The organism is Alkalibacterium pelagium, from assembly GCF_900109325.1.
Classification (GTDB): Bacteria; Bacillota; Bacilli; order Lactobacillales; family Carnobacteriaceae_A; genus Alkalibacterium; species Alkalibacterium pelagium.
The window spans coordinates 1-20,923 of record NZ_FNZU01000006.1 but is presented as its reverse complement, the minus strand read 5'-3'; the positions used below and the strand labels follow the sequence as shown (position 1 = coordinate 20,923).

The window sequence follows — 20,923 nt, the reverse complement described above, 5'->3', positions numbered from 1 at the left end:
CCTTACAGTTTTTCCGTTACAATATTATGGTTGGTATAGACGCAGATATCCGCTGCAATAGTCAGGCTGTCTTTCGCAATCGTTTCAGCAGAAAGACCATCGCCGTACTTTTTCAGTGCACGGGCTGCTGAGAGAGCAAAGTTGCCACCTGAGCCAATTCCCAGAATGCCATCGTCAGGCTGGATCACTTCGCCGTTTCCTGAAATAAGCAGCATCTGTTCCTTGTTCATTACAATAAGAAGGGCTTCCAGATTCTTCATCATCTTATCTGTGCGCCATTCCTGTGCCAGTTCCACAGCCGCACGCATCAGGTGACCATTATACTGATTCAGATACCCTTCAAATTTTTCTTCAAGAGTAAAGGCATCTGCTACACTGCCTGCAAATCCAACTAGAACTTCATTGTTGTAAATTTTTCGAACTTTACGCGCTTTGCCTTTCATCACAACTTGCTCACCCATTGTGACTTGTCCATCTCCAGCCATCGCACATTCACCATTGTGCTGGATTGCAAGTATCGTTGTTGCATGAAATTGTGTCATGTTCAAACCTCCGTCATTATCTTCCTATGCTTTTTAAATTACTCATAGTTCCATTAACCAATGTATAACCTTTTCTTTATATTGTAAAGAGCAAGATCCTGAAAGGTTCAACCTAACTGACCATAAAAGCCAGTCTATGAGGATCAATCATTAGGCTCTAGGGTGGAAGGCATTATAATCTTTCTGCAGGTGTTCTGTCGTCACATGCGTATACACTTGGGTAGACGACAGACTTTTGTGCCCCAGAAGCTCCTGAACGGTCCGAATATCAGCCCCGTTGTTGAGCAGATGAGTAGCAAAGGTATGCCTCAGCATATGCGGGGATATTTTATTCGTCAGACTGCTTTCCTTTATCAGCTGGGTCAAGACAAAATGAATCCCGTTTTGTGTGATCGGCTCACCGTGATGATTGACAAACAGGTGATTATGCGTTTTATTGTAGCGGGTCATCAGGACCTCGCGTCCGTTGACCAGGTAAGCTTTCATTGCTTCACTGGCATAATGTCCGAATGGGATATAGCGTTCTCTGTTTCCTTTTCCTTTAACAAAGAGCATACCCATCGAGAAGTCCACATCGTCTACTTGAATCCCCTGACATTCGCTGACACGAATCCCCGTTCCATACAGCAGCTCCAGAAGTGCCTGATTCCTGTAGTCAAGCGGCTTTTCTCCTTCAGCAGCCTTGAACAGCGCATCCATTTCCTTCTCATAGAAAAAGGTCGGCAGTCTGGATCCTCTTTTCTTCACGTGAAGATATGAAAAGGGATTGTCACTGACGATTTCATTATTCAAAAGAAACTGATAAAATGCGCGAAGACTGGAAATCTTACGTGAAATTGATGCTCTCGAGTATTTTCTGTCTGTCAGGTAGCTTAAATAAATCCGGGCATCCGACAGCTCTACAGCTAGAAGGTCCGCTTCACCTGTTTCACTTAAAAAAACAGTAAATGCTTTAATATCATCGATATAGGCCTGATTGGTATGTTCCGAGTAGTGTCTTTCATTGTTCAGATAATCTGAAAACAGATTCAGCCATTTTTTTGTCATGTCTCTTCATCCTCCGCTCTCCTTATTTTAACACATTTCGGGCAGACACGCATGAGGCTCTGTCCTCGGTATTAAAGGCCAGAAATCCCTCTCCTCCTCGTTACAGTGACAGCAAATCAGCGAATTAAGCTGACAGAAAAAGACCGCCCAGAATCCTGATACCAGATCTGAGCAGCCTTAATTAGGTGATTCTTTTTATTTATTTCTGAGGGGCTTCTTCGTAATCACAATTTGAACATTTGACCTGACTTTGCTTCTTGGTGTTCTTTTCAACAAGATAGTGGTCACATTTCGGACAGTCACGACCGATAGGCTTATCCCAGGACGTGAAGTCACAGTCAGGATAGTGTTCGCAGCCATAGAAAATTCGGCTCTTCTTGGATTTACGTTCGACTACTTCTCCTTTTTTGCATTTCGGACAAGTGACACCCAGTTTCTTCACGATCGGTTTCGTGTTGCGGCAGTCAGGGAAGTTCGAACAGGCATAGAACTTGCCGTATCGTCCCATTTTGATGACCATTGGTGAGCCGCATTTTTCGCAGTCAAACCCGGCTGGCTCATCTTCAATTTCAACTTCTTCCAGTTCTTTTTCTGCATGAGTGACTTCTTCTTTAAACGGACGATAGAACTGATCGATGACTTCGATCCATTCTTTTTTCCCGTCCTCGACAGCATCCAGATCTTTCTCCATGTCTGCTGTAAAGTTAACATCGACAATATTAGGGAAAAACTCTCCGATGATCTGATTGACGATATCACCTAATTCAGTCGGTTCGAATCGTTTGTTCTTCAGCGTAACATAATACCTGCGCTGTATCGTTTCAAGTGTGGGCGCATAGGTAGACGGTCTGCCCACTCCGTTTTCTTCCAGTGTCTTGATCAGTGTCGCTTCACTGTATCGTGCAGGCGGCTGAGTGAAGTGCTGATTCGGCTCCAGAGAGTCCAGTTTGACTGAGTCGCCTTCTTCCAGTTCCGGCAGCATATTATCTTTTTCTTTCTTGCTCTCGGAGTAGACCATCTGATACCCTTTGAATTTCACTTTTGATCCGTTAGCACGGAACATGACGTCATTCTGTTCGATATCGACACGCATCGTATCGTAAATAGCAGGTTTCATCTGACTGGCAATAAATCTGGACCAGATCAGCTGATACAGTTTGTACTGGTCTTTACTTAAATACTGCTTGATGTCTTCAGGTTTTCTTGAGGCACTAGTTGGACGGATCGCTTCGTGCGCATCCTGTGCCCCACTTTTATTCTTCTGTGTTTTAGGTTTGTGCGCTGCATACTCTTCGCCGAATTCACTAACGATCAGTTCATTGGCTTCAGCTTTAGCAGTTTCTGACAGACGAGTTGAATCTGTACGCATATATGTGATCAGACCGACAGCTCCACCTCTACCTAAAGAGATTCCTTCATATAGCTGCTGGGCAACCATCATTGTTTTACGCGTTCTAAAATTGATCTTGCCGGCAGCTTCCTGCTGAAGACTACTGGTAGTAAAAGCAGGATGAGGATTACGTCGGCGTTCTTTTCTGACGACTTTTTTGACGTCGAACTCACCGGACTGGTCTAATTTTTCAAGTACTGCCTGGACTGCCTCATTATTCGGCAAATCTGCTTTCTTGCCATTCAAGCCGTAGTAATTGGCCTTGAATTTACTTCTTTTCTTCAAGAAATTTGCTTCCAGAGACCAGTATTCTTCAGGTTTGAAGTCTTTAATTTCCTTTTCACGGTCACAGATCATTTTCAAAGCGACCGACTGGACACGTCCGGCACTCAGTCCACGTTTGACTTTCTTCCATAGAAGAGGGCTGATCTGGTATCCTACGATCCTGTCAAGGACACGTCGGGCCTGTTGAGAGTCGATCAGGTCTTCGTCAAGATGACGCGGATTCTTCAGGGCATTCTTCACGGCATCTTTAGTGATTTCGTTAAAGACAACTCTATTTTTCTCTTCATTATTCAAGTCCAGCAGAAAACTCAGATGCCAGGCGATGGCTTCACCTTCACGGTCCGGGTCGGCTGCAAGAAAGACTTTTTCCGCTTTTTTAGCGTGCTTCTTCAAATCTTTAATGACCGGGCCTTTACCTCGAATTGTGATGTAATCGGGCTGGTAGTCATTCTCAAAATCGACACCCATCCGACTTTTCGGCAGATCGCGTATATGCCCTAGACTGGCAACGACTTTATAATTTCGTCCTAAATATTTTTCTATAGTTTTTGCTTTAGCAGGTGATTCGACTATCACCAGATATTTGAAAGCCATACTGATGGCTCCTCCCTTTTGTGTTCCATTTTTACAAGGTATTCAAGTAACTGTACGACTCAGTGTCTTTACAATCAAAGAATCGTTTACCATCATATGTCATCTTAAATGGCTTTGTCAACTTAGAATATAAAAATTTGTAATTTTTTTCACTAATAAACGTTCCACTCTTCTAAAATATCTGAACTTCTCAGACAGGAAATCGCTCCACTTCTGATCAGCTCATTGCTTCCGACAGACAGCTCACTCAGCACAGATCCAGGTACCGCAAATACATCTCTGCCTTCTTCCAGTGCAAGCCGTGCAGTGATCAGACTGCCACTTCTTTTTTTTGCTTCAACAACAAGAGTTCCTCTGGTCAGGCCTGCAATAATGCGGTTGCGTGCCGGGAAGTGTTCCCTTCTTGGAGAAGTGCCGAATGGATACTCACTGACCACCAGCTGTTCTTCTCCCATCCTTTTCTGCATTGTACGGTTCTGTGCTGGATAAGCCTGATCCAGACCAGTCCCTACGACGCCGACCGTTTCCCCCCCGGCTGTCATAGTTAAATGATGTGCGGTAGAATCCACACCTTTTGCAAGACCACTGACGATAGTTATCCCGGCCCTGGTCAAGTCTGGAATCAGTATGTCAAGAACATTCGAAGCATAAGCCGTGCAGTCTCTGGCTCCTACAATCCCAAGTAATCTTCCGGATAGAAGCGTTCGTTCCCCTTTACAGAAAAGGATTAGCGGCGGATCAAAACTTTCTTTTAAAAGATGAGGGTAGTCAGGTGATAAAATAGAGAGTAAATAAACCGATGAGGCTTTATAGCGGTCATTTAGTTGCATTATAGGCATATTCTCGTCATAACGCAAAAAAGAAGCTCGTTTCTTCTCTGATACCATGCACGGTTTATTACCCATCCGCCCCAGTTCTTTCAATTCTGTTATCCTTTCAGCTGCCAGCTGCCATTTCTCGGACAACGTGAGAAACGGGCAATGGGCCAGGCTGAATAACAGACGTTCTTTCGGATCAATTATCATTTATCTTCCTCCAATAAAAAAAGTTTCTATCTATCTCATTGATGAAATAGATAAAAACTCATGAAAAAAGTTGAAGAAAATTAAAAATAGGTACTGACGGGCTTGAATGAGCGCCTATGAATCGGTGTAGGCCCGAGTTTTTCGAGACCTTCCAAGTGCTGTTTAGTGCCGTATCCAGCATTCTTACTAAATCCGTAACCCGGATAAGTCTTATCATATTCAGCCATTAGCTCATCTCGAGTCACTTTTGCGATAATCGACGCCGCAGCAATTGAAATGCTTCTGGCATCTCCTTTGATAATCTTCTCTTGAGCAATAGGCAGATCGAGCTGCATGGCATCTATAAGCAGATGATCTGGCTTGATTGACAAGTCTTTAACAGCACGAGTCATCGATACGCGGGTGGCCTGATAAATGTTCAGACGATCGATATCTTCCGCTGGAACAACCGAATAACTGATTGCCAGAGCCTGTTCGCTGATTTTACTTACCCAGTACTCTCTCTCCTTTAAACTAAGCTGCTTGGAATCATTGATTCCGATCAGGTCGGGAGACGGCGGGAGAATAACTGCGGCAGACACTACAGGTCCTGCCAGAGGTCCTCGACCTACTTCATCGACCCCGGCTATATAAGCTGCTCCCTGTTCATAGGCCCGATTTTCGAATGCCTGCATCGTCTCGAACTGAGCTAAAAGCTCTGCCTGTTTCGCTACCTGCCGTTTCCAGCTTCTTAATGCCTGCTTCACACCAGCTCGCTCATCAGCTTCAAGTGCAGATATTGCCTCCTCTGACAGGGTCTTGCTGTCGGCAAGCATATCTTTAATTTCTTTAATCGTCTGTTTTTTCTTTGATGTCTGATGGTCGTTCAAAAGTAAACCGTCCTAACTGTCCATTTCGTATTTCATAAATGACTGTTTTTGATGCCCTGTCATAGTCATCTCTAAATCCACGTTTGTGAGAAATTGACATAAGCAGCTCCGGCATCGTTTCACTTGTCTCAAGCTCTTTATCCAGTTTATACCGCTCAGTAAGAGCTCCGGGATAATTATCTTTCAGATACTCCATAGCATATATAGCAATATCATCCAGATGAAGAAGCGTATCCTTGATTGCTCCAGTAACAGCCAGCCGTTTGCCGACTTCCTGATCTTCAAACTTTGGCCAAAGAATACCTGGAGTATCAAGAAGTTCCAGTTCTTTACCGTATTTGATCCACTGCTGGGCTTTAGTCACACCTGGTTTATTTCCAGTCCTGGCAATATTCTTGCGTGCAAATCGGTTAATAAGCGTTGATTTCCCTACATTTGGAATCCCTACGCAGACGGCACGGATTGCTCGCATTTTCAGCCCCTTCTGAGCACGCTTATCGAAGAAGGGCTGCAGAACTTTCTTAGCCAGCTGCATCACTTCTTTTAGACCCTGACCTTGTTGAGCATTAATCGATACGGCCGGAATACCCTGCTCTTCATAGTATTTGATCCATTCAGCTGTTCGTTTAGGATCAGCCAGATCACTTTTCATCAGCACCATGACGTGAGGCTTATCTCCGATCATCTCTTTTATATCCGGATTCTTGCTTGAATAAGGGATCCGTGCATCAACGAGTTCGAAGACAATATCAACCATCTTCAATTTTTCAGTAAATTCTCTTTTGGCTTTGGCCATATGGCCGGGGTACCACTGTATTACCACATTATCAATCCTCTTTCATACCATTGCTCAATCTAGACCACCGATGCGGTCGATAGGCCAGATTCGTAAACTTGTTTCTCCTATGACAGAATCGATATCGATAAAGCCAAAGGAGCGACTGTCTTTAGAATTGACCCGATTATCTCCCATAACGAAGAACGAGCCCTCAGGTACTCTTTCAACGCCTTCAAGTGACTGAAGGCTGAAGTCACTGTTGTAATACGCCGCAACTTCATCGCTTTCCTGTGACAAGTCAACGTAAGCTTCCTCCACTGGTCTGCTGTTCAGATAAAGGACCTGATCGCGATAGGAGATTTCATCACCAGGGAGACCGATCACACGTTTAATATATTGTTTTTCCGGATCTTCAGGAGCTGGAAAAACGACGATATCGAATCGATCAACATTGGAAACCTTGTTAAGCAGAAGTCTGTCTTCGTGCTCAAGTGTCGGATTCATCGAATCACCTTCTACACTCACCGGCGCAAAAAGAAACGTACGAATAGCGACAAAAATTCCTGTGATAACGATGATATATAAGAATGTGCTGACTAACTCCTGGGCAAAACTTTTCTTTTTGTAGTCTTTTTTTCTTTTCCTACCTGAATTATGACGTTCATTGCGAGGTTCAAATGATGAGTCGCTCACAGTCATCCCTGCTTTCTTTATGTTTTCACTCTGTAACTCTATTCTACACTAAAAAAGATAGAGAAAGAAAATAAGGTGACTAAATTCACACTTTATTTTCTTCCTCTATAGATTTTATTCATTATTTAATAAATAGTCTACAGCTCTATCATATTGTGTGTCATTCTCATTAATTAGTTCGCGTAGAGCCTCTATCAGTGCTCTAGCTGTCGGACCTGTTACAATTCCGTCAGCATCCAGATCATTTTCTTCCTGAAAAGACTCTACAGCGGCCTGAGTCTCTGTATCGAAAGAATTATCCACTTCACCGATATCATAACCCAGTGCATCAAGAATGCCGTTGATGTTTTCGATTTCTTCAGAAACATCCCCTTCCTGATACGTTTCTTCAGGATTGATGATCAGGAAATTCTGATATTCAGGCATTTCCACTTCAATATCCGGCTGAATCGATTCTTCAGTGACCCAGTCTCCATCAGCTGTCAACCAGCGTCCGGCAGTGAATTTCACTTCTCCATCACCTGAAAGCGGAAGAATGTTCTGAATCGTTCCTTTACCAAAGGTAGATGTACCAATAAGAGGAATATCAGCAGACTGACTCATTGCCCCAGCGAGTATTTCTGAAGCACTGGCGCTTCCTCCATCAATGAGCAGAACGGCTGGCTGATCGAATTTAAAATCGCCATATTCTAACGAATCTGCCACATATATGAATGGTTCTTCGTTTCTTCCCTGAGACTGCATGATCGGGTCTCCATCTTCAACAAAGATATTCGAGATGCGAATAGCTGAGTTCAGCAGTCCACCTGGATTTCCGCGGACGTCAAATATAAACTGTTCCGCCCCCTGGTCCTGCAGCTCTTCAATCGCTTCGACCAGCTCCTCATAGGTTGGCAAATTGAAATTAGTAATGTGCACGTATCCTATGGTCGGATTGTCTTCGTCCAGTTCGTACCGGACTGACTCAACAGGGATCGAATCTCTTGTTAGTGTGATGTTAAACAAGTTTTCTCCCCGTAAAATAAGCAGCTCAACTTCAGACCCCTGTGGCCCTCTTATAAGAGAGACAGCTTCATTGATGTTCAAATCTGCGACAGACTCATTGTCGACCTCAACGATGTAGTCATTCGGCATTAAGCCAGCTTCTTCAGCAGGTGAACCGGCAATTGGGGAAACGATACGAACATATTCGCCCTCCTTCATGACTTCAGCTCCTATGCCTTCAAATGAGCCTTGAATGTCCTCATCCATTGATGTCGCTTCTACTTCATCAAGATATTCTGTATACGGATCACCGACAGCATCAGCCATACCTTCCAGTGCGCCTTCTATCAAAGTTTGTGAGTCTATTTCTTCAAGATACTGGGTCATGAGAATAGAGTACATTTCCTCGATTGGCTGAAAATCTACCGGTTGTGTTGCCTCTTCATCAGTAAAATCAAGCGCTGTTTCAGTTTCTGGCTGATCAGTTTCATCAGCGGCATCACCGAAATAGCTGAGTCCCAGAGCCGTCCCAGCTATAGCGACAACAAGTACGACCAAAAGTGATCCGATATATAAAGGTAAACTGACTTTTTTTGTCTCTTTTTGTGAACCAGGTTCATGTTGCATGAGTGTCCCCTTTTCTTAAAGCTTATTTAGCTTGTGCTTCTATTCTTAAAGCGGCTTCCAGTGCAATAATCATCATGTCATTAAAGGTAGTCTGTCTTTCTTCTGCAGTTGTTTCTTCACCTGTCAGCAGGTGATCACTGATAGTCAGTAATGCGAGAGCTCTCTTATTGTGCTTGGCTGCCAATGAGTAGAGTCCTGCTGCTTCCATTTCCACTGCCAGCACACCATAATCAGCAAGTTTCTGCTTGTCCAGTTCAGCATTGTAGAATCGGTCAGCACTTAAGACATTCCCGACACGGATGCTCATGTTTTTATCCATCCCGATGTCATAGGCGTGTTTAAGCAAATCAAAATCTGCTATCGGTGCAAAGTCGACCTGATTATTGAAAATATGACGGTGCAGACTGGAATCCGTAGTCGCTGCTTGTGCCAGTACGACATCACGGATTTTGATTTCTTTCTTCATTCCTCCAGCAGATCCGACACGAATCAGATTCTCTACACCATATTCCTGAATCAGTTCTTCACCATAAATCATAACGGAAGGAATACCCATACCTGTTCCCTGAACAGATATTTCCTGCCCTTTATAAGTTCCAGTGTAACCAAAGGCATTTCTGACTGTATTATACTGCTTAACATCTTCCAGGAACGTTTCCGCAATGTATTTAGCACGAAGCGGATCCCCCGGCATTAAAACCGTTTTTGAAATGTCTCCCTGTTTAGCTCCAATATGTGTACTCATGATAAAATCTCCTCCGACTGTTATTATTTTCTACCCGTTTGTTTCTTTGTATTCCTGAAAAACTTCATCGAACAAAGTCATAGACTCCACATAGTCTGCATTCAGCTCAAGGTAGTCTGACAGTTCGTCATAATCCTCAGATTGTTTGGGAAATGTGCCATCTCTAGAAACGGCATTTGCGAATAGCGTGATGTCATCTTTTTTGTAAGGATCTGCCAGCGTTTTGACAAAATGGTAAAATGATCGCCTCATTCAGCGCCCACCTGTTTTCTTTCGTCGACCCATTCCTTGCGCTGCCTTTTTTCTTCTGCATATAACCTTGGATTCTTTTTGTAAAATTGCTGATGCTCATCTTCTGCACGATAAAATGTCTGCGCAGGCTCAATATCAGTTACAATGGGCTCTTTATACTTCCCGCTTTCTTCCAGACGTCTTTTTGAGTCCCGTGCAGCTTTTTCCTGCTCTTCATTATAATAGAAGATAACCGGTCGGTAACTGTCTCCGCGATCCATGAACTGACCCATTGCATCGGTCGGATCTGTCTGCTGCCAGTACATCTCCAGCAGATCGTCAAACGACACACATTTTTCATCATACTCGATCAGTACAGCTTCAGTATGCCCTGTCTTCTGACTTTTCACTTCTTCATAAGTTGGATTTTCGACATGGCCGCCAGTATATCCGGACTCTACATTCAGTATGCCTTCCATTTCTTCAAAAGGCTGGACCATGCACCAGAAACATCCCCCAGCTAGTAAAGCTTTTTCCATCGTATTCAATCCTTTCACACATCATGATAAATGATTATCAGTATATCATCTTACAGCCTCTTCAGGCAAAATAATATTCAATCTGATATCATCTTCTTCCAGATCGATACGCTGCATAGCGAACTGAAGGTCATTTTCGAGCTGAAACTCGTTCAATGCTACCAGAATCATCTGCTGCTCGCTGTCTACTCTGATCCATTGAGGAAGATCAAGCTGCTGGCTGAGAACATTCATTGCGATCCCAATAGGTAAATCGAATGACCCTAATTGTATCGAAGTTGCTCTAAGCTGTAAATTGCCGTCATCGACAACATAAGGGTCCATTCTCAATAAAAAGTCTACATCAAAACCGAAGACTTGGAGAGCCCCGCTCAACTGGACATCCTCATCAATCACTACATTGTACCCGGCAAACTGTTCATCCAGCTCTTCTTCCAGATAAAGATTGATGACCCTATTAAGTTGATTTTTATCTGTTACAACTTCGAATCTCAAACTGTCTTCGATTACAGTCACGTCTCCAGCTTGTTCTCCTGTATTTTCTGAACTGGTAGGTTGCAGACGGACAATGATCCAGATACTCAATGAGATAATGATCCCCAGCAGAATGAGAAAGGCCCACATCCATCCATTTGTTCCTCTATTTCTGTTTCCTCGTGATTCTGCCACTTGCTGTCTCCTTTCACAGGTTTTAATTTCAGTTCTGTAATTTCATTTAACTGATTGCTGTAAATATGTTATACTTCTGACTACAAGATAGAAGTAGTCTTTCTAAAGTAGTATACCAAATATTTGATTGGTCGTACAGAACGTGAGAGACAAAGGAGGCGTCTATGTCAAATTTTACAGAACATCCAGTATTTTCAAAGAAATATCTGGTGTTTAATGAAGTCCTGAACGCAATCACTCACGGTATAGGAGTGATTTTGAGCATTGTCGGCCTGGTGTTTCTCGTCCATAAAGGCCTTGAATATGGCGGTGCAGTTGAAGTAACATCCTACACTGTTTACGGTTCCACACTAATTCTACTGTACTTGTCCAGTACGCTTTATCACAGTCTTACGTTTACTCGAGCAAGAAAAGTCTTTCGAGTGATCGATCACTGCAGTATCTTTCTGCTTATCGCAGGAACATATACCCCTTATACTCTGATTACGATTGGAGGAAGGCTTGGAGCGATACTGACATCGATCATCTGGCTCATTGCCTTGCTGGGTGTCGTGTACAAAACGGTATGGTTCAAGAAGTTCCAAGGTCTTTCAGTCTGGTTGTATATAGCAATGGGCTGGATCTCTCTCTTTTTCCTCAACTACTTGTACCAGGGGCTTGGCACCAGAGGATTCATCTGGTTAATGGCTGGAGGAGTTGCCTTTACAGTCGGCGCACTGTTCTACAGACTGAAGCATGTTAAATATATGCATGTTGTCTGGCATCTGTTCGTACTGACAGGAACTGTATGCATGTTCTTCTCAATTTATCTTTACACTTAAGACAATCTCAAGCTCCATTCAATTTTTTCACAGTTAGTAATCTTTGATGATACAAAAAAGTCACACACCGATCAGTCGGGTGTGACTTTTTTGTATCTTATCCATGCTCTTAGGAGGAATCAGTCTTTTATCCGCTCGAAAATCTGAAACGTATGTGGATGACGGTTCTTTTCATCTACTGTTCCTTCTACTTCTTCGATCAGTTTAAACTTACTGTAGTCGATCTCCGGAATATACGTATCACCCTCAAAGGAATCGTGGATCACTGTCCGGTAAAGTCTGTCAACTTCCCCAACAAACGCCTCGAAAAGTGAAACTCCCCCTATAATATGAAGTGGCTTGTCCGTCGCAGCTAAATCTAACAGCTCTTCCTTAGAATGGGTGACAATCACGCCTTCCATATGAAAATCTCTATTACGTGTCATCACATAATTGATTCGGTTTTTTAATGGAGGATTAGGAATACTGTCGAGAGTTTTACGACCCATAGCCACATTACCTGTTAATGTGACCTTCTTAAAAAAGGCCATATCTACAGGTAGCGACCACGGAAGCTCCCCATCTTTTCCAATCAGTCCATTTTCATCTTCTGCCCATACAAATGTGATCATGTCAGTCCTCCTGTTGTTTGGTTGCTCTATGCAACATAAAAGTTGCAGAGCGCAACACTATGTTCTTATACCGCTATAGGTGCTTTAATTGATTTATGTGGATGGTAGTCTTTCACTTTAATATCATCCATTTCAAAATCAAAGATACTTTTATCTTTATTAAGTTCCAGAGTTGGGAAATCTCTAATCTCTCTGGATAATTGTTCATTAATCTGATCCATATGATTCAGATACAAATGTGCGTCTCCTAAAGTGTGTACGAAATCTCCGACTTCCAGACCTGTTTCCTGAGCTATCAGATGAGTAAGAAGCGCATAGCTGGCAATATTGAATGGCACACCTAAGAATACGTCGCCACTTCTTTGGTAGAGCTGACAGCTCAGTTTATTATCCTGCACGTAAAATTGGAAAAGCGTGTGACATGGAGGCAGAGCCATTGTTGGGACTTCTTCTGGATTCCACGCTGACACAATGTGTCTTCTTGAGTTAGGATTCCTTTTAATAGAGTCAATGACTTCTTTGATCTGATCAATAAATCCGCCATCGGCTGTTTTCCACGCCCGCCACTGAGCACCGTAAACATTCCCTAAAGACCCGTACTGTTCTGCAAATGAATCATCCGTTAGGACTTTTTCTCTGAACTGTGCCATTTCATTTTCGTATTGTTCTTTAAACTCCGGATCCTTCTGACTTCTGATACCGAAGTCAGTCATGTCTGGACCTTTATAATCCTCGCTCTTAACATAGCGTTCAAAAGCCCATTCGTCCCAAATGTGATTGTTGTTTTCCAGAAGAAACCGGATGTTTGTATCGCCTTTTAAGAACCAGAGCAGTTCACTTTTTATCAGCTTGAAGAACACGCGCTTTGTTGTCAGAAGAGGGAAGCCTTTTTGAAGGTCGAATCTCATCTGGTGTCCAAATACTGAACGTGTTCCTGTACCTGTTCTGTCATCCCTTACTGATCCTTCGTTAATAATTCTCTTAGCTAAATCAAGGTATTCCTGTTCCACTTTAATCTCTCCTCTAAACGTATTGTGCGAGATATTCCCATCGTTCGTATTTTTCGGCAAGTTGTTCACTTATTTCAGTCTGCTTGTCAGTTAATTCACTCAGCTTGACGTGATCTGATACTACGTGACCAATTTCTCCCTGAATGGCTTCCAGTTCCATTTCCAGCTGCTCAATGTCACTTTCTATAGACTCCCACTCTTTTTTCTCCATATAAGTCAGTGACGTCTTTTCTTTCGGTTCTTTTCTCTTTTCAGGAGCAGTTTTGTTCTTATTGACTGAAGGCTTTTCTTCCTTTATTTCCCTATTCTCTTCCAGGTACTCAGTTAATGTGGCGTAACTTTCTTCGATCCTTCCATTGCCATTAAAGATAAGCAGCTTACTGGCTATCTTATCTATGAAGTATCTGTCATGAGAGACGGCAATCACTGCGCCGGAGAACTGACTGATGTACTCTTCTAATATAGTTAACGTCTGAACATCCAAATCATTTGTCGGCTCATCAAGAATCAGAACATTAGGCTGCTGCATCAGTATTTTCAGCAGATATAAGCGTCGCTTCTCCCCACCTGACAGCTTATTGATCGGTGAGCCGTGCATTGAACGGTCAAAAAGAAATCTCTCAAGCAACTGAGACACACTGACACTGGTTCCGTCAGCTAGTTTTACTTCTTCGGCAATTTCTCTCAAATAAGTAATCACTCGCTTATCTTCGTCAAATGCTTCATTTAACTGCCTGTAGTAACCTATTTTAACTGTATCTCCAATAATAAGTTCCCCTGAATCCAGTTCTGTTTCCTGGGCGAGGATGTTCAGGAAGGTCGTCTTTCCTGCTCCATTGACACCAGTGATTCCGATTCTATCGGTCTGCTGAATAAGCAAGTTGAAGTCCTCAAGTATAGTTAAATCACCCATATGTTTTGTCGCATTTTCAAGTTCCAGCACTTTTTTTCCCAGTCTGGATCCAGATAAATTCAGTTCAAGATCAGATTTAGACACCTGACTCTTGACTTGTTTTTCGATACCAGCAAAACGTTCTTTTCTGGCCTCCTGCTTGGTCCCTCGAGCCTGCACGCCTGCACGCATCCAGGCCAGCTCCTGTTTATACAGCTGTTTCTGCTTGTGAGCCATCTTGGCTTCAGTTTCTTCCCGCTCAGCTTTTAACTGAACGTACTGCTGATAATTTCCTGGGTAAGACTGTATCTTTCCGTTCTCCAGCTCCAATATTTCATTGGAAACCCGGTCAAGAAAGTACCGGTCGTGAGTGACCATCAGTAAGGCCCCTCTATATCCAGCAAGGTAATCCTCGAGCCATTTGATCATCTGAAAATCGAGGTGGTTTGTCGGCTCGTCAAGAATCAGCAGATCAGGTTCTTGAATAAGAACTTGAGCAAGGGCCGCTCTTTTTTTCTGACCGCCTGATAAAGTACCAACTTTTTTTGTACTGTCTGACAACCCTAACTGGTTAAGAATTGATTTAGCTCTGGAGCTGACTGTCCAGGCATCTTCCTGATTCATCCGTTTTTCAGCTTCTGTGAATGCCTGCTGAGTTTTAGGATTCATCGGATCTTCTGACAGTTTCTGAAGGACTTCTTCATAATGTCTTGCAGCCTGCACTACTGGAGAATCCCCATCAAACACGGTGTCAAACAAGGTTTTCTCTTCATCCAGTTCTGATTCCTGACTAAGGTAGCCAATCTCGTATTCACCTGGCTTTGAAATAAGTCCTTTATCTGGCTTTAATTCACCAGCTACAATTCTGAGAAGACTCGTCTTTCCAGTCCCATTGACTCCGATCAGCCCTACCCGCTGTGCTTCACGGATAGAAAAAGACAGATCGTCAAATAATGTTTTTATTCCATAAGAATGTGTCAGCTGTTCTACTTTCCACTCTTTCATTGCATATCCCCTCACCTTTTCTCCTAATCATTCTAGCACATTTCACGGGTCAAAACAGCATGGATTAATGAAGGTACCGGTGACTCCCTTGTAGCAATGATTGACTAGGTTTACCGTATCCTTTATACTGAGGGATATAACCAACTATAATGAGTAATTTTAGGGGGAAAACGATGACTACAGGTACTGTTAAATGGTTTAACAATCAAAAAGGCTACGGGTTTATTCAATTTGGTGATGAGGAAGAAGTGTTCGTTCACTTCACAGGCATCACTATGGAAGGGTACAAAGCTCTTAATGAAGGCCAGACAGTCGAGTTCGATATCGTTGAAGGGTCACGCGGTCCTCAAGCTACAAATGTTACAGTCGTGGAATCTGAATAATGCATTATACTTATACATAGAAATGAGGATCAGTTGCACGGAGGAACTGGTCTTTTTTCTACGTCATTTTTAAATGAATAATAAATAAGGAGAATCCCGATATGCTTAAAATATACAGTGACGCGGCTGTATCTCAGAAAAACCAGCTTGCTGGAACAGGACTGGTAGTTGCTGGGGACGGTCTGCATGAACAGCTTAATGCCCCTCTCAAAGATTGTCTGGATAATCACCTTGCTGAATTAAAAGCTTTCTACCTGGCAGTCAATTGGGTTCATGAGCATGACCGAACTCAGGAATGGACTGTATTCCATACGGACAGTCAGCTTGTAGCCCAGTCCATCAGAAAGAATCATATGAAGAATCCAGCTTACATTGAGATATTTAAAGATATACAGCACCTGTTGTCTCACTTGAGTTTTTATGAAGTAAAGTGGATTCCAGAAAAGCAGAACAAAGGTGCAGACAATCTCGCGAAACAGGCCATTGCGAAACAGCTAAAGCAAAAAACAGCAAAAAAGTAGCTGCTCGTCGTCTATCTCAGTTGAGATAAGCGGACGGCAGCTTTAATCTTAATTGTAATACAGATTGTCTGTCGGATAGACGGGATCATTCGTAATGTCTATTCCTAGCATTCTAATTGTCTGTTCATTTTCGCTGTTCAGAATTACTGTTGAGTGCGCTTGAGCATCAGTCAATTTATCAAGCTGTTTGTAGGCCAGATCAGCGGTCGGGTTAGTTACCGCACTGATTGCCAGGGCAATAAGCAGTTCGTTGGCAGACAAGGTAGGTACCTTGCTCTTCAGATCATCTTTTTTCAATGTCTGAATCGTCTGCAGGATCATAGGAGCCAGCAAATCAATTTCATCAGAAATATTAGCTAAAGATTTCAAGCTGTTGACGATTACAGCCGCAGCGGCATCCATTAGACTGGTCGTGCGTCCAGTCACTACTTTGCCATTAGGTAGTTCGATAGCAACGACTGCTTGAAGACTCGTATCATCCATCCTGCTCTGTACCTTTTCAGCGTAATGTCTTGCTATCAAAACAGGCTTTCTATCTTCCTTTTTCAAATTCGTTTCTTCCAAGATCAGCTGCATGTGTCGCAGAGAATCTTCATCAGCCAGCCCTTTCTTATAATCATTTTCAACAGAAAATGCGCGGCGGATGATTTCCTGTCTGGAAGCCTCACAGACCACTTCATCATTGATAATCCCAGATTTGATCCGGTTTACTCCCATATCTGTGGGAGACTGATAGACCGAAGCTTTTCCGGATATTTTTTCAATAATACGTCTAATGACCGGGAACATTTCTGTGTCTCTATTATAGTTGACCGCCACTTCCCTGTATGCTTCATAGTGATAGTTGTCCAGCATATTAACATCTTTAAGGTCCACAGTAGCTGCTTCGTATGCTGTATTGACCGGATGCTTGAGCGGAAGGTTCCATACCGGAAACGTCTCGAATTTTGCATAACTCGCTTCATTTCCTCTAGCATATTCATGATAGAGCTGATTCAGGCAGGTAGCCAGTTTTCCGCTTCCAGCTCCTGGAGCTGTAACGACGACTAGCGGTTTTGTAGTCTCAATGTAGGCATTTTTAGCAAAGCCATTTTCTCCAACAATTGCTTCGACATTGGTAGGATAACCATCAATGGCTTTATGCGTATGAACACTTATGCCATTGCGTTTAAGCTTGGTCATGAAGATGTCAACGTTAGGCTGATTCTGGTATCTAGTAATCAGTACGCTGTTCACTGGAATACCATATGCCCGGTACTCGTCTATGAGCCTTAACACATCCCGGTCGTATGTAATCCCATAGTCCCCTCTCACCTTGTTTCTCTCTATGTCTCCTGCATATACACAAATGATGATTTCAGACTGATCTTTCAATGTTGCCAGAAGTTTCATCTTGGCATCTTCATCAAACCCAGGCAGCACACGTTTGGCATGCTTGTCTCCGATTAATTTCCCACCAAACTCAAGATATAGTTTGTCACTGTTCTCAACTCGTTCAAGAATATAGGCAGACTGTTCCTTCAAATACTTTTCTGTGTCAAAACCGATTGTCTTCATTTCTTCCTCCTGTAACTAGTCCATTATCTGACTCATTATAGCACTAAACAGGAGGACATCTTAGGAATTTTATTAAATTCTTAAAAAGAAAATCACTCGACAAGTTTCAGGTCATCCATTCCCACTATTTTCTTGTTCAGTACATCTATGACAGCTTCTCTTTTAACTAATGTCTTCTTTTCCAGCAGCATTTCCAGAACAGTTTTAGCACCATAATCCATCCCTCGAGCTCCTGTAATCAATAGAATATCCCCTTTTTTTACGTGGTCCAAACTGGTGCACAGCGCATCTTCCAGTTCATCATAATATTTGACAGCCACTCCAGCTTCCCCCATGACTTTAAGAAAAGCTCCTAGTTCTTCATCGGATACCTCATCCTTAGCTTTGACATGTGACCGGCTAGCCGTAAGGATCATACGATCTATCCCAAGTTTCTTATACCATTCTGCCATAATCAGTGCATTCCCTTGATTCAAAGAAGGACCGTTGCTTCCTCTGATGGCATGAACGTTGTGGATTGCATTAAATGGCAGATTCTGCAGAGCATTCATGCTGGATTCGATATTATTTTCGTTTAAGAACAAATCATCTATAATGGTAAACTCATCTTCATATAAAATATGAAAGCGTCTCTCTACTCCGTCAAATCCTTCTATCCCTTCTTTTACAAGCTGAATCGGGATATCATTGACCAGACCGACTGCTATGGCAGTCAATGCGTTATAAATCGTATGATAGCCAGGAATCCCCATTTTGACAGTAAACGAACACGGATCAACTAAATTGCCGCCTAATGTTTTGAGTGGGGTTTTCAGCTGCACTGTAAAAGCCGGTCTTCCTTGATTCATATTGATATCAGTGACCGTTAAATCTGCTCGGTCATTTTTCACACCAAATGTAAGGACCTCAGCTGCAGTCTCATTTACCAAGTCTTCCAGTAAAGGCTGATCTATATTTAAAATAGCCTTACTGTATTCAGCAGCCTCTCTGATAAGTTTTGCTTTAGCATTGTAATATGCTTCAAAGGATCCGTGCAGTTCGATGTGATCTTTATTTATATTAGTAAAAGCAACTACATCAAAATCAACGTCTTCAACTCGACAAAGATCCAGTGCAGAAGACGACACTTCCATTGAAACATGCGACACTTCAGATTCTTTCATCTTGAACAGATAGTTCTGAAGGTCAAGAGATTCAGGAGTGGTCAAAGTGCTTGGTTCCACTTTATCATTCGTTTTAACCATGACAGTACCAATGAGTCCAGTATTCAGCTGAGCTGCTTTAAAGATAGCATCAGTCATGTATGTAATTGAGGTCTTGCCATTTGTACCAGTTACGCCAAAAACACGCATAGATTTAGATGGACGATCAAGAAAACGGTCTGATAGATGAGATAGCGCTTTCCTGCTGTCTTCAACAACATACTGCGGGACTTCAATATCCGGAATCAGCTGTTCAACGATCAAAGCAATCGCTCCGGCATTTACAGCCTTATGTGCAAATTCATGCCCGTCGGTCTGATACCCACGTATGCAGACAAATAAAGTCTGTTCGTCTACCCTTTCCGAATGGTAGGCTATCTTCTCAATATCGAGATTGTCATTTGCGTTCGCTGAAGTAACGCAGTAAATAGATTGAAGTAGTAAATTTAGTTTCATATTGTTAGTCCTCTCATGCACTGTTTAAGCTATCCTTTTACTGGATATAGTTTATTTAACATTACGGATGTTATCTAATTCTCACTTGTTTAATTTTACTTTATTCGGATTTTAATGTCATATCATTTGCTCAAGATATTTAACAAAGAACACTATTCGTCTTGTCTGCTTTGCATTAAGTGGTCAAGTACAGACTTTTCAAACTTGAACTGTCAGCTAGTAGTGACCTTCTGCGTTTCTAAATGAATTGAGGCTAATACTCATTTTTCAATCATTAATATCGTCTGGCTTTTAACTGATTTCTATAGTACTTTATAAGTGAGATAGAGAAAGGAGTAACAAGGGTATGGATCGTTATGAGCTTATAGAAGCAATGGAAAGATACCGTGACCCGGTTAAGGCAGTTCAAATGAAGAAATATATGAAAGATCAGTTCAAGTTTCTAGGCCTTCAGTCTGTTAAACGGAGAGATGTTTCACGCCCTTTTCTTTCTTCATTAAAAAACTCAGCGTTAGACTGGCAGTTAGTCTTTTTTCTGTGGGAACAACCTTACCGGGAATATCAGTATATTGCCTGTGATTACCTTCTGCAGAAAAAAGATGATTTATCGATTGAAGATGTAGATAATATCAGACAGCTAGCACTCGATAAATCCTGGTGGGACACCATTGACAACCTTGATAAGCTGATTGGAACAATTGCCTTGAAGCACCCCGAGCTGAACGATTCCTTACTGGATTGGAGCAAGGAAGATAATATATGGCTCAGAAGAATCGCAATTGACCATCAGAGAATGAGGAAAAAGCAGACAGACACCGTCCTTCTGGAGCAGATAATAGTGAATAACCTGAACCAAACTGAATTCTTCATTAATAAAGCAATCGGCTGGAGTTTAAGAGATTACAGTAAGACTGATCCAAAATGGGTCCGACGATTCATCGAAACTCATAGACAGGAGATGGCTCCACTGAGCGTCCGGGAAGCCAGCAAGTACCTTTAATACCAGTGTCTCGCCAAACGGAATTATGATGACTATTGATTGTCTTAATGCAAAGTGCAGTATTGCAGTCAATAAATTAATCATGTCTTAATCGGATGAAAAAAAGAGGCTGGGACAAAAGTCCCAGAAAAATAATAAGATCCGCTGAAAATCTACTTGAGATTTTTAGCGGATCTTATTTGTTTATGTACGCAAAAGGAGCACGGCTTTGATATAATTAAGTCACCACAACAAATCATAGAAAGGGTGCTCCTTATGTATACTCAATATACCATGAACCAGACAACCTTGCCATTAGAAATAGACTCACTTTTACCCAATAATCATATTATATATTCTATCAACGAGGTCGTCGAAGACTTGGATGATGCTCATTACCGTCTGATTGAAAATGACTTTGGTCGGCCGGCTTATCACCCAAAAGTTCTACTCAAGGCCCTTCTGTTC

22 protein-coding genes are annotated in these 20,923 nt (G+C 42.4%); 5 read left to right on the top strand and 17 right to left on the bottom strand.

The window, feature by feature from the left end:
* Window positions 1-2: 2 nt before the first annotated feature.
* The 12 genes from hslV to BMX79_RS06055 form a co-directional block, all read right to left on the bottom strand.
* Window positions 3-542 carry an ATP-dependent protease subunit HslV gene (gene hslV, locus BMX79_RS06110; protein ID WP_091268314.1) on the bottom strand — a complete coding sequence of 180 codons (540 nt, stop codon included), beginning with the start codon at window positions 540-542 and terminating at the stop codon, window positions 3-5.
* 150 nt (window positions 543-692) lie between these two features.
* Window positions 693-1,589 (bottom strand): tyrosine recombinase XerC, encoded by an 897-nt coding sequence (gene xerC, locus BMX79_RS06105; protein ID WP_091480369.1) that lies wholly within the window; start codon window positions 1,587-1,589, stop codon window positions 693-695.
* 199 nt (window positions 1,590-1,788) lie between these two features.
* Window positions 1,789-3,858 carry a type I DNA topoisomerase gene (gene topA / locus BMX79_RS06100; protein WP_091480367.1) on the bottom strand — a complete coding sequence of 690 codons (2,070 nt, stop codon included), beginning with the start codon at window positions 3,856-3,858 and terminating at the stop codon, window positions 1,789-1,791.
* A gap of 152 nt (window positions 3,859-4,010) precedes the next feature.
* Entirely contained in the window at window positions 4,011-4,883 is an 873-nt protein-coding gene (gene dprA, locus BMX79_RS06095; RefSeq protein ID WP_091480365.1) for a DNA-processing protein DprA, read from the bottom strand.
* An 80-nt stretch (window positions 4,884-4,963) separates the two neighbouring features.
* Window positions 4,964-5,698 (bottom strand): ribonuclease HII, encoded by a 735-nt coding sequence (rnhB, locus tag BMX79_RS06090; RefSeq protein ID WP_091480586.1) that lies wholly within the window; start codon window positions 5,696-5,698, stop codon window positions 4,964-4,966.
* 13 nt (window positions 5,699-5,711) lie between these two features.
* Window positions 5,712-6,575: a ribosome biogenesis GTPase YlqF gene (gene ylqF / locus BMX79_RS06085; protein WP_091480363.1), complete on the bottom strand. Its 864-nt coding sequence runs from the start codon at window positions 6,573-6,575 to the stop codon at window positions 5,712-5,714.
* Window positions 6,576-6,602: 27 nt separating this feature from the next.
* Window positions 6,603-7,223, bottom strand: coding sequence for a signal peptidase I (gene lepB, locus BMX79_RS06080; RefSeq protein ID WP_246117654.1), 621 nt, complete (start codon window positions 7,221-7,223; stop codon window positions 6,603-6,605).
* Between the two features lie 114 nt (window positions 7,224-7,337).
* Window positions 7,338-8,834 carry a S41 family peptidase gene (locus BMX79_RS06075; protein ID WP_091480359.1) on the bottom strand — a complete coding sequence of 499 codons (1,497 nt, stop codon included), beginning with the start codon at window positions 8,832-8,834 and terminating at the stop codon, window positions 7,338-7,340.
* Between the two features lie 22 nt (window positions 8,835-8,856).
* Complete coding sequence (gene deoD / locus BMX79_RS06070) at window positions 8,857-9,579, bottom strand: purine-nucleoside phosphorylase (RefSeq protein WP_091480357.1); 723 nt, start codon at window positions 9,577-9,579, stop codon at window positions 8,857-8,859.
* 30 nt (window positions 9,580-9,609) lie between these two features.
* Complete coding sequence (locus BMX79_RS06065) at window positions 9,610-9,831, bottom strand: YozE family protein (protein ID WP_091480355.1); 222 nt, start codon at window positions 9,829-9,831, stop codon at window positions 9,610-9,612.
* Window positions 9,828-10,349 (bottom strand): peptide-methionine (S)-S-oxide reductase MsrA, encoded by a 522-nt coding sequence (gene msrA / locus BMX79_RS06060; protein WP_091480353.1) that lies wholly within the window; start codon window positions 10,347-10,349, stop codon window positions 9,828-9,830. Before msrA ends, BMX79_RS06065 begins: the two co-directional genes overlap by 4 nt.
* Before the next feature lie 45 nt (window positions 10,350-10,394).
* Window positions 10,395-11,018, bottom strand: coding sequence for a YpmS family protein (locus BMX79_RS06055; protein WP_091480351.1), 624 nt, complete (start codon window positions 11,016-11,018; stop codon window positions 10,395-10,397).
* A gap of 164 nt (window positions 11,019-11,182) precedes the next feature.
* Here BMX79_RS06055 and trhA point away from each other — a divergent pair, with 164 nt between their 5' ends.
* Window positions 11,183-11,839, top strand: coding sequence for a PAQR family membrane homeostasis protein TrhA (gene trhA / locus BMX79_RS06050; protein WP_091480348.1), 657 nt, complete (start codon window positions 11,183-11,185; stop codon window positions 11,837-11,839).
* 119 nt (window positions 11,840-11,958) lie between these two features.
* On the opposite strand, the gene BMX79_RS06045 is transcribed toward trhA, so the two are convergent.
* From BMX79_RS06045 to BMX79_RS06035, 3 genes are all read right to left on the bottom strand, one after another.
* Window positions 11,959-12,450: a dihydrofolate reductase gene (locus tag BMX79_RS06045; protein WP_091480346.1), complete on the bottom strand. Its 492-nt coding sequence runs from the start codon at window positions 12,448-12,450 to the stop codon at window positions 11,959-11,961.
* A gap of 65 nt (window positions 12,451-12,515) precedes the next feature.
* A complete protein-coding gene (locus BMX79_RS06040; protein ID WP_091480343.1) occupies window positions 12,516-13,460 on the bottom strand; it encodes a thymidylate synthase in 945 nt (314 codons plus the stop codon).
* A 13-nt stretch (window positions 13,461-13,473) separates the two neighbouring features.
* Window positions 13,474-15,357, bottom strand: a complete 1,884-nt coding sequence (locus tag BMX79_RS06035; protein WP_091480340.1) for an ABC-F family ATP-binding cassette domain-containing protein — start codon at window positions 15,355-15,357, stop codon at window positions 13,474-13,476.
* A 173-nt stretch (window positions 15,358-15,530) separates the two neighbouring features.
* Between BMX79_RS06035 and BMX79_RS06030 the strand changes: the two genes are divergently transcribed.
* Both BMX79_RS06030 and BMX79_RS06025 read left to right on the top strand, forming a co-directional pair.
* The gene (locus tag BMX79_RS06030; protein ID WP_091480338.1) at window positions 15,531-15,740 is read left to right on the top strand and encodes a cold-shock protein; all 210 of its coding nucleotides are present in this window, start codon (window positions 15,531-15,533) and stop codon (window positions 15,738-15,740) included.
* A 101-nt stretch (window positions 15,741-15,841) separates the two neighbouring features.
* Window positions 15,842-16,261, top strand: a complete 420-nt coding sequence (locus tag BMX79_RS06025; RefSeq protein ID WP_091480335.1) for a reverse transcriptase-like protein — start codon at window positions 15,842-15,844, stop codon at window positions 16,259-16,261.
* A gap of 48 nt (window positions 16,262-16,309) precedes the next feature.
* Here the strand turns inward: BMX79_RS06025 and BMX79_RS06020 are convergent, their stop codons facing one another.
* Window positions 16,310-17,818, bottom strand: a complete 1,509-nt coding sequence (locus BMX79_RS06020; protein WP_091480333.1) for a DUF1846 domain-containing protein — start codon at window positions 17,816-17,818, stop codon at window positions 16,310-16,312.
* A gap of 92 nt (window positions 17,819-17,910) precedes the next feature.
* Window positions 17,911-19,476 (bottom strand): Mur ligase family protein, encoded by a 1,566-nt coding sequence (locus BMX79_RS06015; RefSeq protein WP_091480330.1) that lies wholly within the window; start codon window positions 19,474-19,476, stop codon window positions 17,911-17,913.
* Window positions 19,477-19,822: 346 nt separating this feature from the next.
* On the opposite strand from BMX79_RS06015, the gene BMX79_RS06010 reads away from it, so the two are divergent.
* A complete protein-coding gene (locus tag BMX79_RS06010) occupies window positions 19,823-20,476 on the top strand; it encodes a DNA alkylation repair protein (RefSeq protein ID WP_091480328.1) in 654 nt (217 codons plus the stop codon).
* Between the two features lie 255 nt (window positions 20,477-20,731).
* Window positions 20,732-20,923: transposase (locus BMX79_RS06005; protein WP_143059420.1), on the top strand; the 192-nt coding region annotated here is incomplete at its 3' end.